The organism is Deltaproteobacteria bacterium (assembly GCA_029858205.1).
GTDB lineage: Bacteria > Desulfobacterota > GWC2-55-46 > GWC2-55-46 > DRQE01 > JAOUFM01.
The window spans coordinates 20,246-35,406 of the sequence record JAOUFM010000010.1 but is presented as its reverse complement, the minus strand read 5'-3'; the positions used below and the strand labels follow the sequence as shown (position 1 = coordinate 35,406).

At 52.1% G+C, this 15,161-nt stretch carries 17 protein-coding genes; all 17 read right to left on the bottom strand.

The features are described 5' to 3' along the window. The 17 genes from OEV59_08205 to ccsB all read right to left on the bottom strand — a co-directional run bounded on the left by OEV59_08205 (position 1) and on the right by ccsB (position 15,161). Entirely contained in the window at positions 1-921 is a 921-nt protein-coding gene (locus OEV59_08205) for a radical SAM protein (protein MDH4227708.1), read from the bottom strand. Between the two features lie 20 nt (positions 922-941). Next, positions 942-1,301: a TraR/DksA family transcriptional regulator gene (locus OEV59_08200; GenBank protein ID MDH4227707.1), complete on the bottom strand. Its 360-nt coding sequence runs from the start codon at positions 1,299-1,301 to the stop codon at positions 942-944. A 12-nt stretch (positions 1,302-1,313) separates the two neighbouring features. Beyond that, positions 1,314-2,522 (bottom strand): methionine adenosyltransferase, encoded by a 1,209-nt coding sequence (locus tag OEV59_08195; protein ID MDH4227706.1) that lies wholly within the window; start codon positions 2,520-2,522, stop codon positions 1,314-1,316. A 6-nt stretch (positions 2,523-2,528) separates the two neighbouring features. Further along, positions 2,529-3,068, bottom strand: a complete 540-nt coding sequence (locus OEV59_08190; GenBank protein ID MDH4227705.1) for an epoxyqueuosine reductase QueH — start codon at positions 3,066-3,068, stop codon at positions 2,529-2,531. A 7-nt stretch (positions 3,069-3,075) separates the two neighbouring features. Continuing rightward, entirely contained in the window at positions 3,076-4,098 is a 1,023-nt protein-coding gene (ruvB, locus tag OEV59_08185) for a Holliday junction branch migration DNA helicase RuvB (protein MDH4227704.1), read from the bottom strand. A gap of 12 nt (positions 4,099-4,110) precedes the next feature. Next, the gene (gene ruvA, locus OEV59_08180; protein MDH4227703.1) at positions 4,111-4,713 is read right to left on the bottom strand and encodes a Holliday junction branch migration protein RuvA; all 603 of its coding nucleotides are present in this window, start codon (positions 4,711-4,713) and stop codon (positions 4,111-4,113) included. Then, positions 4,710-5,225: a crossover junction endodeoxyribonuclease RuvC gene (ruvC, locus tag OEV59_08175; GenBank protein ID MDH4227702.1), complete on the bottom strand. Its 516-nt coding sequence runs from the start codon at positions 5,223-5,225 to the stop codon at positions 4,710-4,712. Before ruvC ends, ruvA begins: the two co-directional genes overlap by 4 nt. Positions 5,226-5,250: 25 nt before the next feature. Further along, a complete protein-coding gene (locus tag OEV59_08170) occupies positions 5,251-6,003 on the bottom strand; it encodes a YebC/PmpR family DNA-binding transcriptional regulator (protein MDH4227701.1) in 753 nt (250 codons plus the stop codon). A 26-nt stretch (positions 6,004-6,029) separates the two neighbouring features. Next, positions 6,030-7,460 carry a sigma-54 dependent transcriptional regulator gene (locus OEV59_08165; GenBank protein ID MDH4227700.1) on the bottom strand — a complete coding sequence of 477 codons (1,431 nt, stop codon included), beginning with the start codon at positions 7,458-7,460 and terminating at the stop codon, positions 6,030-6,032. A gap of 18 nt (positions 7,461-7,478) precedes the next feature. Then, complete coding sequence (locus OEV59_08160; GenBank protein MDH4227699.1) at positions 7,479-8,831, bottom strand: sigma-54 dependent transcriptional regulator; 1,353 nt, start codon at positions 8,829-8,831, stop codon at positions 7,479-7,481. After that, positions 8,828-11,062 (bottom strand): ATP-binding protein, encoded by a 2,235-nt coding sequence (locus tag OEV59_08155; GenBank protein ID MDH4227698.1) that lies wholly within the window; start codon positions 11,060-11,062, stop codon positions 8,828-8,830. The genes OEV59_08160 and OEV59_08155 overlap by 4 nt, the downstream gene beginning before the upstream one ends. Positions 11,063-11,083: 21 nt before the next feature. Then, positions 11,084-11,650: a DUF4390 domain-containing protein gene (locus OEV59_08150; GenBank protein MDH4227697.1), complete on the bottom strand. Its 567-nt coding sequence runs from the start codon at positions 11,648-11,650 to the stop codon at positions 11,084-11,086. Positions 11,651-11,808: 158 nt separating this feature from the next. Beyond that, complete coding sequence (locus OEV59_08145) at positions 11,809-12,105, bottom strand: glutaredoxin family protein (protein ID MDH4227696.1); 297 nt, start codon at positions 12,103-12,105, stop codon at positions 11,809-11,811. Between the two features lie 15 nt (positions 12,106-12,120). Beyond that, a complete protein-coding gene (locus tag OEV59_08140; protein ID MDH4227695.1) occupies positions 12,121-12,879 on the bottom strand; it encodes a cytochrome c biogenesis protein CcdA in 759 nt (252 codons plus the stop codon). Then, positions 12,879-13,601: a TlpA family protein disulfide reductase gene (locus OEV59_08135; GenBank protein ID MDH4227694.1), complete on the bottom strand. Its 723-nt coding sequence runs from the start codon at positions 13,599-13,601 to the stop codon at positions 12,879-12,881. The genes OEV59_08140 and OEV59_08135 overlap by 1 nt, the downstream gene beginning before the upstream one ends. Positions 13,602-13,606: 5 nt before the next feature. After that, positions 13,607-14,170 carry a TlpA family protein disulfide reductase gene (locus tag OEV59_08130; protein ID MDH4227693.1) on the bottom strand — a complete coding sequence of 188 codons (564 nt, stop codon included), beginning with the start codon at positions 14,168-14,170 and terminating at the stop codon, positions 13,607-13,609. Positions 14,171-14,252: 82 nt separating this feature from the next. Next, positions 14,253-15,161, bottom strand: coding sequence for a c-type cytochrome biogenesis protein CcsB (gene ccsB, locus OEV59_08125; GenBank protein MDH4227692.1), 909 nt, complete (start codon positions 15,159-15,161; stop codon positions 14,253-14,255).

The following is a 15,161-nucleotide window of genomic DNA, read 5'->3' as shown; positions in this document are numbered from 1 at the left end:
CTACGCCGTTACGCCAGCTATGCGCCTAATACCTGCTGCTTTTGCAATCTCAACAGCTTCCTCATATTCCTTGCGTGTGATTCTTCTATCGAGCGGAGGATGCGCACCTGCATTAAAACACGGCCTGTACTGGTCCATTATATTGACGTAGGAATTTTTCGATATCTCTTCGGCAATGAACGTCATGACCTTTTTCGTATTGGCAAGACCTTCGGGCAGCACGAGGTGGCGTATGAGAAGCCCTCTCTGCGCAATCCGCTTCGCGTCCAGGACAAGGTCCCCGACCTGGCGATGCATCTCCTTTAAGGACTCAAGGGCCCGCTCGACATAATCCGGGACGGCGGAGAATTTCTTTGCGTGCGCGTCGTCGCCGTACTTGATATCTGGCATATAGATATCAAAGACCCCATCCAGCATCTTTATAACCTCCGCCGACTCATACCCGCCCGAGTTATACACGAGCGGCACCTCGAGCCCCATGTCAGCGGCCCTTGCTACCGCGGCAACTATCTGCGCTATCTGATGAGTCGGGCTTACGAAGTTTATGTTATGGCAGCCCCTGTTCTGGAGCTTTAGCATCTCGGAAGCAAGTTCGTCTATTGTTATCTCAGTACCGTCTCCAAGGTGGCTTATGTCGTAGTTCTGGCAGAAGACACACTTAAGATTGCAATACGTCATGAAGATAGTTCCGCTGCCAAGCGTGCCAACAAGCGGCGGCTCCTCGCCGTAATGCGGCTCTGCAGACGACACTACCGGATTCGCGCCCACCCTGCACACGCCGACATTACCGCCAACCCTGTCGACATGACAGTTATGAGGGCAAAGTGTGCAGTCCTTTAGCCTCTCCAAAAGCAGAGAGGCCCGCTTATGAAGATCGCCCGTTCTATGAAGCTCTATGTAGGAAGGTTTATATTGAGGCATCTTAAAACACTACGCTCGGCCTATCGCTCCCGCTTCGATTGGCACGCAAGGCATCTTGCGGCATAAGGCATTGCAGAAAGCCTCGCGCCGTCCACTGCCTCGCCGCAGTCCTCGCACTTTCCGTAAGTGCCGTCGTCAATCCTTTCAATTGTCTTTTCTATTGCCTCGAGTTCGCCAAGCCTTATGTCCGCAACCGTAAGCCCTGTTTCCTCTATAAGGTCACTTACTGCCAGGTCTTCGACGTCCTGCGGTGACGAAAACTGCTCGTTATACTCCTTACCGAGCCTTGTAAAATACTCTTCCCTGAGTTTATTCCAGAGCTCTCTTTTCTTCTCTATCAGCCCGGCCCTGAATCTTTCCGGATCATGCTTTGCAGCCATCGTATTCCTCCTTTAGCAAACCGGATATTCGCCTCGAATAAGCGCGTGTGTGAAGGCCCGTATATCGGCCATTGAATCCGAACATATCTTTTCCGCCTTTTTACGCGCCGCAGTCCTTGAGAAGCCGCGCCCCTTTGGCACTATCTCGACCGCAAGCCTCTTTGGCTCGTTTATCGGCGTTCCTATGGAGCTTAGAAGCCACACATAGACCTCGGCCGCACCGTCCACACTTTCGTAGATGACATGGGCCATCTTGTGGCTAAGGACAGAATAAATCTTGCCGACGTGGCTAACGGGGTTCTTCCCTGCCGCAGCCTCGCTCCCTGACGGACGGTTTAGCGATATAACGCCGTTTACGCGGTTGCCTCTGCCGACCTGTCCGGAATCCGCATCCTCGGCAGATGTGCCAAGGAGCGTCAGGTACACGCCTTCGATGCCCGAGCCTTTTCTATCGAGCGTATTTAGCGACACGCCGACTTTTTTAAACGGCAGCGCTGCTGTAAACGATTTAAGCGCAGCCAGCACTGCTGCCTTCTTTTGAAAGTAATCGCGCTCGTTCTTCACATAGCGCGCAACAAGCGGCATTGCGATAGTCAAGTCCAGGGATTTACCGTCTCTAACCCCCATGACCTTCACATCCTCGCCTGTATGCGGGAACGCCGCCTTGAAGGCCGCTCCGTTCAAAAACCTTTCTACGAGAAACACCGCCCGCTCTGTCGGCGTAAACGGCGCAGTGCCGACAGCAGCAGAGGTGTCGTTAGCGCCAAGTATCGCTTCTTTTGCCGCAAAAATGGAGGTAAGCTCCTCGGAGCCAGGTCTTAGCTCAACGCGCACCTCCAGATGCTTTAGCGCGTCGACAAACCTCAGGTTCTCCGTAAACCACCTTCTCGCGGCTTTTACGACAATGTCTTTTACGGCAACGCGCCTGCCTTTTACGCCGAATGCCGCCCTGTCGCCGACTGTAAGCGTCATGGGCTCTGTAACGCTGCCGCCGCCAAAACGCTTTTTTACGCTCCCGGCGGACAATAGCCCTTTGTCGATATTATGATGCAGCACCGAGCCAAAGCGCTTTATATACTCGCGCGAAAGCTCAATCGATATGGACTCCATCACCGCGTCGCATATATAGTCCGGATGCCCGGCGCCCTTTCTCTCCACTATCTCAAAGGGCTCGTCGAACACAGCGCGGCGCGCGGCGATATTGAATGAAAAATTACGCATGCCCAATTATCTTTCGTGAAGGCTAAAGACGCAGCCGCAGTACTTTTGCCTGTAGAGGCCGTATTCCTTCGAGAGCTTTATGCCCTCGTGCCAGCCCTTTCGAAAGTCTTCATTGAAAAACGGCACATCAACGGCCTTTTCAAGCTCTCTGCCGATTGCCACGACCTCGTCATGCTTCTGGTAACGGCTATACAAAAGAGATGACGAGAACGCGTCGTAACCAAATGCGCGCGCAGTAACGGCAGTTCTCTCGAGCCTTAATGCATAGCAGTTCTCGCACCTGATATCTTTTGGAATTGCTTTTTTATTCGTCCCGTAAAGACGCTCGAAGTACGGCCTCGGATTATACTCCTCGTCGAATATTACCTCGATGCCCATTTTCGATGAAAGGAGCTTCGTGGCCTCTATTCTTTTCCTGAACTCTGCCTCGGGGTGTATGTTCGGGTTATAGAAAAACCCGGTGACCTCGTATGTTCCTTCGAGCATTTCCTTGATAGGCATTATAGAGCACGGGCCGCAGCAGATATGAACGAGTATGCGTTTCATGATTGCGCTATATTAGCCTTCCCTGGCGGTCTTCTTTTTCTGTGTATGGCCTTCCGACGTGCTCATACGCAAGACGCGTTGCCATGCGCCCTCTCGATGTCCTCATTATGAACCCTTCCTGTATGAGGTAAGGCTCGTAGAGGTCCTCTATCGCGTCCCTCTCTTCGTTAAGGCATGCTGAGAGCGAATCCACCCCGACCGGGCCGCCGCCAAAGTTGTCTATAATGGCGGTAAGGATTCGCCTGTCCATTTTATCAAAGCCGCGCATGTCGATATCGAGCTTATCGAGGGCATAGCGCGCAACGTCTCCCGTGACCTTGCCGTTATGCTTCATCTCTGCAAAATCGCGAACGCGCTTAAGAAGCCTGTTGGCAATACGCGGGGTGCCTCGGCTTCGCTTCGCAATCTCCAGAGAACCGTCCTCGGTAATGGCAACGCCTAGTATGGCGCTCGAACGGTTTATGATAATCTTTAATTCCTCAGGCGTATAAAAGTCGAGCCTCACGATTACGCCGAACCTGTCTCTAAGCGGAGATGTCAGGAGCCCTGCCCTTGTTGTCGCGCCGATAAGCGTAAACTTCGGCAGATCGAGCTTTATGGACCTTGCAGACGGCCCCTGCCCTATCATTATATCTATCTGAAAGTCTTCCATCGCGGGGTAAAGGATTTCCTCGACAACGCTTTGGAGCCGGTGTATCTCGTCTATAAAGAGCACGTCGTTTGCCTCGAGGTTAGTGAGTATTGCAGCCAGGTCCCCGGCCTTTTCTATGGCAGGCCCTGACGTGGTACGGATATTGGAGCCAAGTTCGTTTGCGATGATGTGGGCAAGCGTTGTCTTTCCAAGGCCCGGCGGGCCGTAGAAGAGCACGTGGTCGAGCTGCTCCTTTCTGGCCTTTGCAGCGCCGATGAACACGGAAAGATTTTCCTTTTCCTTGTCCTGTCCTACGAAGTCCTGCATCACGCGCGGACGAAGGCTCGTTTCGAATCCGTCGTCCGGAAGTCTTGCCGGAGAAATGTCTCTGTCGTCCATAAAAGGTTATCCTTATCTCGAAAGCATCTTTAATGCTTCCTTGAGAATCTGCTCGAACGGCGCGCCGCCGGGCAGTTCCTTTAATACCGTCCTCACGGCCTCTTCGGCGCCCTGGGCCTTGTAGCCGAGATTCTTTAGCGCCGATACAACGTCGTTTAAAAGTTCGTCTGTAAAAATCACGGCATGCGGCACATTCTTCGAGGTAATGGCCATGTCCTTTGCCTTATCCTTCAGTTCAACTATGACCCTGTCCGCCGTCTTCTTGCCAACCCCGGATATTCCCTTTAGCTTCTCGACATCACCGGAGGCAATCGCGCCAAGAAGGTCCGCGGAAGGAAGCCCAGAGATAATATTACGCGCAAGCTTCGGGCCAACGCCGCTTACGGATGTAAGCAGTCTGAAAAGATTTTTCTCGTCGATTGTAAAGAACCCGTAGAGGTCAATTGAATCCTCTCTCACAAAGGTCGATATAAAAAGCGTTACTTCTCCGCCAGGCTCAGGCAGCCTGTAATAGGTAGAGAGCGGAATGTTGACCTCGTAGCCAACACCCGCAACATCCACGATGGCTATTAAAGTGTCCTTTTCAACAATTTTCCCGTTAAGCCTTGCAATCATCTGCGCCTTCCTCCCCTGCCGCGCCTAATAGGGCCAAGCGCTGCCACTGCCGAATGGTTTATGTGGCATATTGCCGCGGCGTATGCGTCGTACACATCAGGGCGCATCTTCTTATCAACGCCTGTCAAAAGCCTGACCATCTTCTCCACCTGCTCCTTTGTAGCCCCTCCTGAGCCAGTCACCGCCTGCTTTACCGTAGAGGGCGGGTACTCGAAGACCTTTATGCCAAAACGCGCAGCGCTTAGCATCACAACCCCTCTGGCGTGCCCTATAAAGAGCGCGCTCCTGGCGTTCTTTGCAAAGAACGCGGACTCAAGGGAGAGACAATCCGGCTTATGTTCGTCTATAACACTTACGAGAGTATCGAAAATCTTTAGAAGCCTCTCCGGCAATTCCAGCGCAGAGTCCATCTTTATATCGCCGCCTGCAATCGCCCTGAAAGCGCCCTTTGCCTCTTCTATAACGCCGTACCCGGTAACAAGTGTGCCCGGGTCAACGCCAAGGACCCTCACAAAGCCCCCTTAAAGGAAAAAGCCACTACGCCACCTTCTCCATGTCTTCTTTGGAAATGTCGAAGTTCGCGTACACGTTTTGCACGTCGTCGTTGTCTTCGAGGGCATCGAGGAGCTTTAGCACCTTGCCTACGTCGCCACCCGTGACCTTGACGGTGTTCTTCGGTATCATGCTTATTTCCGCAACCGAGTACTTGAGCTTCTTTTCGTCAAAGGCGGTCTTTACGGCATGAAAAAGAGTCGGGTCTGAATAGACCTCGAAGACAGCGTCGTCGTCATTTCTTACAACATCGTCGGCGCCTGCCTCTATGGCAGCCTCCATGAGCGCCTCTTCCTTAACACTCGCCATATCGAAGGTGAAGACCCCCTTCTTGTCGAATATCCACCCTACCGAGCCGCTCTCACCGAAGCGTCCGTCGTTTTTGGTGAATATGGAACGCACGTCCCCGGCTGTTCTGTTCTTGTTGTCGGTCATATAGGCCACGAGCACCGCCACCCCTGCTGCGGCGTACCCCTCGTATATGCCCTCTTCGTATGTAACGCCGGAGAGCTCGCCAGCACCTTTCTTGATTGCGCGGTCTATATTATCGGCCGGCAGGTTCTCGCTCTTTGCCCTTTCTACCGCTCCGCGAAGCCTCGGGTTCGAGCCTATGTCGCTGCCGCCAAGCTTCGCAGCCACCATGATCTCCTTTACGAGCTTGGTGAAAACCTTTCCCCGCTTCGCATCGCTCTTTTGTTTCTTGTGTTTTATGTTAGCCCATCTCGAATGTCCGGCCATGCCCGTCGTTCCCCTTATTAAGTAATTTATGCCTGTCCTTTAGTCTTTTTACCATAGTTCCCGGTTGTTTGTAAACCGCCGGAGGACTCCCTGCCTATACCGAGCTCCTGCATCTTATTTAGAAGCGTATTCCTGTGCACTCCGAGAGCTGCAGCAGCCTTTGTCCTGCTCCACCCGACACTTTCAAGCACGGATGTGATATGCTCCTTTTCAAAACGCCTGCAAGCCTCTTTGAGGTCCGTATCGCCTGAAGTAGTGCCGGCGCACGCTGCAGAGGTCTTCTTTTTAAAGTCCGAAGGAATATCCGCAGCCGATATATTGGCGCCGTCCTGGCCGAGCACAACGAGCCGCTCCATTATGTTTTGCAGTTCGCGAACATTGCCCGGCCACTCGTATTCTTTTAACACGGTAAGCGCCTCGGGCGATATGCCTGGGATATTTTTTCTAAACTTCTTGGCATAGGTCTCAACCGCAATATTCGAAAGAAGCTCTATATCTTCATGCCTTTCGCGAAGCGGCGGCAGCTTTATTGGCACGACATTCAACCTATAGAATAGGTCGTCTCGAAACGCGCCCTTTTTAACCTCCAGCATCAGGTCCGCATTTGTTGCGACGATAAAACGTATGTCCACCTCGATAGTCCGGTTGGCCCCAACGCGCTCAAATGTCCTCTCCTGTATGACCCGAAGGAGTTTTGCCTGTAGAGAAAGCGGCATGTTGGCTATTTCATCTAAAAATACGGTGCCTCCGTCCGCATATTCGAACTTCCCGACCCTTGCCTTGGTAGCCCCTGTAAAGGCCCCTTTTTCGTACCCGAATATCTCGCTCTCCATAAGCTCTGCCGGCATGGCCCCGCAGTTTATGGCGACAAACGGTTTGCTGCGCCTCTCGCTTAGTTCGTGTATGCATCTTGCGACGAGTTCCTTGCCCGTGCCGCTCTCGCCGGTTATGAGCACGCTCGATGACGTTGCGCTGACTTTCTTTGCTGTATCGAGAGCAGACTGCATTTTGGCTGACCTCGTAACTATCCCCTGATATCCAATTCTCTCCTGCAGCTCTTCTTTTATAAATGTTATTTCCCGCTTAAGCCGCCTTCCCTCGAGGTAATGCGCCACGCGGCCCATAAGCGCGTCGGTCTCGAATGGCTTTGTGACATAATCAGCAGCGCCGTGCCTTAACGCATCGAGCACGCTCCTTGCCGTATCGAGCGCGGATATGACGATAACGCAGGTGTCGTCGTAGACCTCTGCCTTTATTTTTCGCAGCACATCTATGCCGCCCATGTCCGGGAGGTTCATATCGAGTAGCACGAGGTCGAAGCCACGCTTATTTAACAATCCGAGGGCCTCCTCGCCGCTTCCTGCAGTGGAAGTTTCATACGCAGAGCCGAGCACAGCGGTCAGAACCGTCTGCATGCCCTTGTCATCGTCGACTATGAGTATGGATTCCCTTTTCACCTTACCGTGGCTCCCTGTCTACGCATCTATGCCGTAGAACTTGATTTTCCTGTAGAGGTGGCTTCTCTCTATGCCTATGGTCTCCGCGGTCTTTGCGATGTTGCCGTCGCATTCCTTGAGTTTCTTGATTATAAAGGCCCGCTCAAAACCGTTCCTCGCTTCTTTCAAGGAATCCCCTGATAAGAATGCGCTGCCTCCTTCGCCCTGTCCGCCGCAAACATAATCAGGCAGGTCTTCGACACCTATGGAGTTAGAAGGCGACATGATAACGAGCCGCTCCATCAGATTTCTCAACTCGCGAACGTTCCCGGGCCATGCATAACCTTCGAGCACGGCAACAGCCTCTTTACTGACAACAGGGCGGGCGGTCTTTATCTCCTCGGAGAACACCTTGATAAAATGCTCGACAAAGAGCCTCACATCCGCGGCCCTGTCCCTAAGCGTCGGCACGTGGAACGGAATGACGTTCAAACGGTGGTAAAGGTCTTCTCTGAAGGTCCCTTTCTGTATCTCTTGTTTAAGGTCTTTATTGGTGGCAGCGACCACGCGCACATCGACCTTGATTTTCTTCGTGCCCCCCACGCGCTCGAAGCTCTGCTCTTCGAGTATGCGAAGTATCTTTGCCTGCGTCTTGAGGCTCATATCCCCTATCTCGTCAAGGAACAGCGTTCCGGTATCGGCCATATCGAACTTTCCCTTTTTCGCGGCAGTTGCGCCGGTAAACGCGCCCTTCTCATGTCCAAAGAGCTCGCTCTCGATAAGTTCCTCTGGGATTGCCGCACAGTTGACAGCGACAAAGGGCTTGGTTGCGCGGTTGGAAAAGAGATAAATATTTCTCGCAACAAGCTCCTTACCCGTGCCGTTCTCGCCGGTAATAAGCACCCATGAGTTTGTCGGCGCGACACGCCGTATGTCCTTTCTCAAGCGCTCGATTGGCTCGGTTGAGCCTATGAGCTCGTATTTACCCTGCACCTTTCCGGCAAGCGCGCGGTTTTCCTCCCTTAGCCTCCTCTGCTCGAGCGCGTGCTCGACGGTAAGAACGACCTTTTCAAGGGACAAAGGCTTTTCGAGAAAATCATACGCCCCAAGCTTCGTTGCCTTTACGGCCGTCTCGATGGTGCCGTGCCCGGATATCATGATTATCGGGATGTCCGGATGCGCCGCACTTATTTCCTTAAGCGCCGCTATGCCGTCCTTTCCCGGAAGCCATATATCTAGAAGTATCAGGTCCGGAAGGGCCGCCTCCACCTTTTCGAGCCCTTCCTCGGCGCTTGCTGCCGTGGATACGTCAAAGCCCTCGTCGGTGAGTATGCCGTCTAAGGATTCGAGTATGTTCTTTTCATCGTCTATGATGAGAATGCTTTTCACTATGCCCTCGCTTTCACCGGAAGTTCTATGGAGAATACGGTTCCCTTGGGAGAATTATCCCTGACGCGTATATAACCGTTATGATCGGAGATTATGTTACTCACTATAGCAAGCCCGAGCCCCGTGCCGGTCTTCTTTGTCGAGAAATACGGCTCAAACAGCCTCGGCTTGTCTTCGTCCGGAATACCGGGGCCGGTATCGGCGACTTCGAGCCTTACGCTGCTTATGGCAACGTCATAGACCGTTGTTACGCGTATCGAGCCGCTTCCTCCCATGGCGTCCACGGAATTATCAAAGAGATTTATAAGCATCCTCTTAAACTGGTCTTTATCTATGTCCATGACCGGAACGCCGTTATCCGGAACAAAATCAAAGGCAACGCCCTTGTGCGCGCCCCTGTAGAGGATAACGGTCTCGTCTATTATGGCGTTAAGGTCGTTTGGCACGGGGTTTGCCGCTGGCATCCTCGCGAAGCTCGAAAACTCGTTTACCAGTATCTTCAATTCCTCGACCTGCCTGATTATTGTCTGCGTGCACTCATCGAAGACAGAGACGTCGCCCGGGAACGTGCCAAGATACTTTTTCCTTAGCCTCTGGGCCGAGAGCTGAATGGGGGTAAGCGGGTTCTTGATTTCATGCGCAATGCGTTTTGCCACTTCTTTCCACGCAAGCATCCTCTGGGTCTTTAGCATGTGCGTTAAGTCGTCGAGTACCGCAACCATGCCAAGGTACTCTCCGCCAAGGCTCTTAAGCGCGCTAAGGTGCACGAGCACGCTCATCTCGCCCTTGTCCTTGACGTTTACCTTCATCTGCCGCTCGATACTGTCCACGCCAAGCTCGTTCATCTCCTTTATCATCTCGCCCACGACCTCGGCGTCCTCGCGTCTGAAAACGTCGTTATAGTCCTTTCCTATCGAGCCGTGCTCAGATACCCACAGCATCTCTGCCGCTATCCTGTTTATGGAGGTTATCGTGCCGCCCCTGTCTATGGACACGACCCCCGAAGGTATGTCGTCCAGAACGACCTCTATATAACGCCGCCTGGAATCAAGCTCGAGGTTGATGTCCCTTAGCGTCATGTTGGCGCTCTCGAGCCCTGCCTTACCTGCCTTCAGGTCCTCGGTCATGCGGTTAAAGGACTTAACAAGCTGCCCTATTTCGTCCCTGCTCTCTATCTTTATTCTGTAATCGAGGTTGCCGCCTGCGATGGCGTTTGTGCCCTCGGCAAGCTCCAGTATGGGGCCGGTGATGCTCTTTGCGAGCGACTGTCCTATCCATATTGCGAAGAACACGATAAGGAGCGTAAGGGCCAGAAGCACGGTAAAGTACGTTACCTTCACCGGGTTCTTCATGACCTGGAGCTGCTTATAGCCCTCGAAGGCCGTTGCTATGGCCCCCATCTTCTCAACGAGGTTTTGCGGCATGAAGTACGTCACCGCCACTGCGCCTGCCGCGCCCTTTTCGAAGTTTATCGGCGAGACCCCGCGTATCACCTCTCCTGCGTGAAGCGTTTGCACGAAGGTATGCGCTCCCTTTGTGACAGCCTTTTCTATCTCAGCCGCTTCTATGTCAGGCACCATAGCCGGACTGACGTTTCCGGAAACGGCGTAGGCAACGCGCTTTGACTTGGAGGAATACACCTCGATGGTGGAAAAATACTGGTCAACGAGCTTTCTGTCGATAAGCGATTTTACAAAGGCCCTGTCCATGACGCCGTTCTTGGCCGCCATGTCCTTTTCTATGTCCGAGGCCATGCGCCAAGAGGCGTTTAACACCTTATCGGAGGTGTCCTTGTGAAAGGCCCTGGCAAGGTCAAGGGATTCCTGAAGCGAGTCCTCGACCTTTATGTCGAACCACGCATCTATGCTCTTATTGACGAGCCCTATGACCACGAAAAAAAGAAGGAGTGTGGGCACTATCGTAAGCCCCACGAACGAGCCCACGACCTTGGTCTTTAGGCGAGAGCCTGCGAACCTGAGCTTATTTTCCATGTAGAGCTTAAAAGCGTTTCTGAGGATAAGAAATATAAGCAGGATGAGGAAAAGTATATTGATGTTAATGAGGCCAAGTACCAGGATATTGGTGGCAACCGGGACATTGCCGCCAAATGACACGATATTGGACTCGAAGTACGCAAGCGCGGCTATAACGGGTATCAGCGCGAATATGAGATAATACTCGCGGTGCCGCCTTTTATCCTCGTTACCGTCGTTGTCTTTAATGACCTCTGTCATAAGCGGCGCGGCCTGTCGTGGTTACTTTTGACCGTGAACGAACTCTATGGCGTACCAGGGCGTTTCGAACTCCCATAGCTTTATAAAGAAAAACAGATAGTCCAAGTAGAACGGAAGCGTGATTTCATCGAGCATGGCCTTGATGCGAAACTTATAGCGCTTGCCGGGCTCGAGTATCGGCATCGGCGATATGGAGACGTTTTTACACCCGGTCATAAGGGCAACCATCTCGCCCCTATCCTTAGTCTTGATAACGGTATTGGACTCGCCAAGCCTTACCTCGAACTCCTCTTTAAGGACGTCGTACTTGACGATGTGATGGAACTTCCATGAGCCAACCTTTGCATCCGGCCACAGGGGCTTTATCTTATATACCTCGACAAGGAAGGTAAACTTCGTTGGCATGCCGCTCATGATGGCCTTTTCCATGTCCTTTGTCATGGCGCCCTCTACATTCATTGTAAAGGACAATCCGCTTGTCGCATCAAGCGCTGCGTTCACTATCTTTGCGCTTGCGGCAAAGGAATTCTCCACAGGCACAAAAATCAGTGCACATATGAGGGCAGTATAAAAAAATAGTTTTTTCATAGAGTTAGAGAAGCTCCTGCCTCTTTTTTGCAAAAAAGAGACTGTTATAGAATTTACATGAATTTAGGCAGAAAATCAAGTAATTATGCGGAGCGAAGATAGGCAAGCATTTCCAACCACCTAACCGAAGCGGAAAACTACAAAAAAGATTAATAAGATTAAGGCTTTACAGGTGTTTTTAAAGAAGCCTTGGTAAGTCCTGCCTTGATAATCTCGCGGCGGACCTTCTTCTTAAACTCACCCTCGTCCACCTTAAACTTGAAAGCCTTTTTGCCGTTTATGAAGACCGTTGGCACATGATCGGTATAACGCCTTAGAAGGTCCTCACTGGAGGCTATGTCGACTTCCTTGAAGCTGAAGGGTATCTCGGTTTTCACCCTTCCGATAATCTTCTTTGCTTCCTTACAGAGACAACAACCGGTTCTAGCGTATACTTCCACTACGGGACTGGCCATAATCTCGTACACCCCTTAGCCCAGAGCGGGCATGATAGAATAGAAGAATGAGGTTATTGTAGCAAAAGAATTCAAAAATATCAAGCTTCCTGTTACCATAAGGAGAATGCCGGTTATTATGGAGACGAGGCGCATGTGTTTCTTTATCTTGTTAAAGTGCTTCAAAAACGTGTTTATGCCAAGCGAAGTGAGCATGAACGGCACTGCAAGACCAAGCGAATAAGCGGCAAAGAGCGAGAGGCTCTCCACCCTGCTCGTTGCCGTAGCCGCCGCAGCGAAGATGGCGGAGAGGATTGGGCCGATGCACGGCGTCCATCCTGCCGCAAACCCCACGCCCACAAAGAACGAGCCCACAAGCCCCTGCGGCTTATTTTTGAAGAAATGAAAACGCTTATCCATGTTAAGGGACTTTATGTTGATTATGCCGATAACGTGTATGCCAAGAAGGAATATCACGGCCCCGCCTATGCGCCGTATGATGTCCTTGTACTCGACGATGGCGTGGCTCACGTACTGGGCCGAGAGCCCGAGCACGAGAACGAAGACAACGGAAAACCCTATGACGAACATCAGCGAGTTAAGAAGTATTACCCTCTTTAGCCCCTTTGAGTCGTCCTGGTTGGTGAGTTCCTCAAACGATACCCCCGTAACAAACGATATGTAGGACGGGACCAGCGGAAGCACGCACGGCGAAACAAAGGAGATGAGCCCGCCGCCAAAGGCCATAGCGAGCTTTCCCATATACGCAAGCTGTAAAAACGATTCTGTCGTCATTACTGCTTCTTCTCCTTCGTTTTACCCTTCTTTTTTTCCACAACCTTTCCCTGAGTAAGGAGCTTCTCCAGGTACGCCCTAAACTGCGGCGAGGTCCAATCGCGAACGCCGGCTATCTTGGCAATGGCATTGCCCTCTCTATCTATGATAAACGTGGTAGGCAAAAATACAGCCATATAGCTCTCGCTTACCTTGCCGCTCTCGTCGACGAGTACTGTAAAGGAAAGTCTGTTCTTTTTTGCGAATATCCTTGCCTTCTCCATCGTCTCGTAATCGTTTATGGCGACTACGGAGAGCCCCTTCAGAGAATACATACGGTGCAGTTCCTCGAAATGCGGCATCTCTACCCTGCAGGGCTCGCACCACGTTGCCCAGAAGTTAAGGAGCACGACACGCCCCTTATAATCGTCTAAGGTGCGCGTTACGCCGTCTATATCGGGAATTGCGAACCCGGGCGGCTTCGTTGGCTTTAGTTCCTCGACACCTAGCACATTGACGGCGGATACGGATTGAAATGGCAAAGGCGCCTGCTGCTGAGGCGGCGGTGGCTGACGCAGCTTGGGCTTGCTCTGATAGGTTACAAGAGTTGCGAATATGGCGACGGCGACAATAACGGCCGCGACAACGGCTCCGATAAGAACCTTCTTTTCCCTCTCACTGATAGGCATGTTTACCGTCAATTCCCTGCCGTAGCGCACACTCTCTTGCAAGAGGTCTGGCATTATCACTACTTACGCGGCCTGGGGCCGTTCTTTATTAAGTCAAAGATAACAGACAAATTCCCGTTATCGGTCCAGTTCCTCGGGCCAACCACCTTCTCCGCGACAACGCCGTTCTGGTCTATTATAAAGGTCTCGGGGAAGCCTGTGGTCTTGTAGGCCTCCTTGATTTTTCCCTTCGGGTCAAGAAGCACGGGGAAGGTCAGCTTGTTTTCGCCGATAAACTTCTTTACGTCGTCTGCCGAAGTATCGGAGCTTACAGCCACGATAACGAAGTTCTTGTCCTTAAGATTATCGTAGAGCACCTGCATGGAAGGCATCTCTTCCTTGCACGGCGGGCACCACGTGGCCCAGAAGTTTAGGAACACGACCTTACCCTTATAGTCGCCAAGCTTACGGAGCTTACCGTCCATATCCGGCAAAACGAAATCAATTGCGCTGCTGGACTTTTCTATTTCCTTATAGCTGTCGCGCCCCATGAACACGAATGCAACGACAGCCGCAACTATCACCGCTACCACGGCAACGATTATGGGTGTTAGGTTTTTCTCGTTATCAGCGTTATCGACCATGCTCTGCGCTCCGTATGATAATATATGCCATGAATAAATATGAATCGGCTAAGACGCATGACAAAACAAAGCATCCGATGCTCTAAGCGTACGCGTGCAACCCCGGCAGTATGAAGCTTACGCCCCAGTATAGGAATATGACCGCCGCAAACCCGGCTATAGAAAGCCAAGCGGCCTTCGTTCCTCTCCACCCCCTGGTAACGCGCGCATGCAGATAGGCGGCGTATATGAGCCAGGTTATAAGCGACCATGTTTCCTTCGGGTCCCAGGACCAGTACGTACCCCATGCGGCATTTGCCCACACGGCGCCAGACACGATTCCTATGCCGAGAAACGGAAAACCCCATGCTATGGATATGTACTCGAGCTCGTCGAGCACCTTGGACTCAGGGAATGCGCTTACGAGCGCGTTGGTCTTGCCGGTCGTCTCGTAGTGGTTTCTCACAAGATACGCTATTGCCAGGCCAAACGCTATGGCAAAGGCCGCATACCCTACAAACGTCGTGAACACATGGAAATCCAACCAGCCTATGGCGTACTTTTCGAGGCCGAACTTGGAGAAAAACTCTACCATCCACTTCCACTTATTCTGCAGCGCCGGGTTAAGGTCGCCGACGTCCTTAAAGCGGTAAGGAAGCATCCACGCGGCAAACATCGAGGCAACGGTTATGGGCATGATGACCGCGCCAAGCACCTTCATCTTATATTTCAGCTCGAACCAGAGATAGCCGACGTTGAGCGCCCAAACGAAAAGCACCATGGACTCATAGAGGTTCGAGAACGGCGCATGCCCGCTCTCTATGGCCCTGCTTACGAGGATCATGGTGGTAGAGAGCGCGGCCACCACGGTAAGGGATGTGGCGATGAGCCCTATCCATTTTTTCCTGAACACCCAGTTGCCGACATAAAACCCGGCAGCCAGCGCATAAAAGGCGAAGCTCATGGTAAAGAACATTAGCGACATTACTACTTTTGGTCCCTGGCTTTCCAT

What these genes read in the sequence shown, in the direction of transcription:
- OEV59_08205 (MDH4227708.1), bottom strand. Translation starts at nt 921, where the DNA reads ATGCCTCAATATAAACCTTCCTACATAGAGCTTCATAGAACGGGCGAT.
- OEV59_08200 (MDH4227707.1), bottom strand. Translation starts at nt 1,301, where the DNA reads ATGGCTGCAAAGCATGATCCGGAAAGATTCAGGGCCGGGCTGATAGAG.
- OEV59_08195 (MDH4227706.1), bottom strand. Translation starts at nt 2,522, where the DNA reads ATGCGTAATTTTTCATTCAATATCGCCGCGCGCCGCGCTGTGTTCGAC.
- OEV59_08190 (MDH4227705.1), bottom strand. Translation starts at nt 3,068, where the DNA reads ATGAAACGCATACTCGTTCATATCTGCTGCGGCCCGTGCTCTATAATG.
- ruvB (MDH4227704.1), bottom strand. Translation starts at nt 4,098, where the DNA reads ATGGACGACAGAGACATTTCTCCGGCAAGACTTCCGGACGACGGATTC.
- ruvA (MDH4227703.1), bottom strand. Translation starts at nt 4,713, where the DNA reads ATGATTGCAAGGCTTAACGGGAAAATTGTTGAAAAGGACACTTTAATA.
- OEV59_08170 (MDH4227701.1), bottom strand. Translation starts at nt 6,003, where the DNA reads ATGGCCGGACATTCGAGATGGGCTAACATAAAACACAAGAAACAAAAG.
- OEV59_08155 (MDH4227698.1), bottom strand. Translation starts at nt 11,062, where the DNA reads ATGACAGAGGTCATTAAAGACAACGACGGTAACGAGGATAAAAGGCGG.
- OEV59_08150 (MDH4227697.1), bottom strand. Translation starts at nt 11,650, where the DNA reads ATGAAAAAACTATTTTTTTATACTGCCCTCATATGTGCACTGATTTTT.
- OEV59_08145 (MDH4227696.1), bottom strand. Translation starts at nt 12,105, where the DNA reads ATGGCCAGTCCCGTAGTGGAAGTATACGCTAGAACCGGTTGTTGTCTC.
- OEV59_08140 (MDH4227695.1), bottom strand. Translation starts at nt 12,879, where the DNA reads ATGACGACAGAATCGTTTTTACAGCTTGCGTATATGGGAAAGCTCGCT.
- OEV59_08135 (MDH4227694.1), bottom strand. Translation starts at nt 13,601, where the DNA reads ATGCCAGACCTCTTGCAAGAGAGTGTGCGCTACGGCAGGGAATTGACG.
- OEV59_08130 (MDH4227693.1), bottom strand. Translation starts at nt 14,170, where the DNA reads ATGGTCGATAACGCTGATAACGAGAAAAACCTAACACCCATAATCGTT.
- ccsB (MDH4227692.1), bottom strand. Translation starts at nt 15,161, where the DNA reads ATGGAAAGCCAGGGACCAAAAGTAGTAATGTCGCTAATGTTCTTTACC.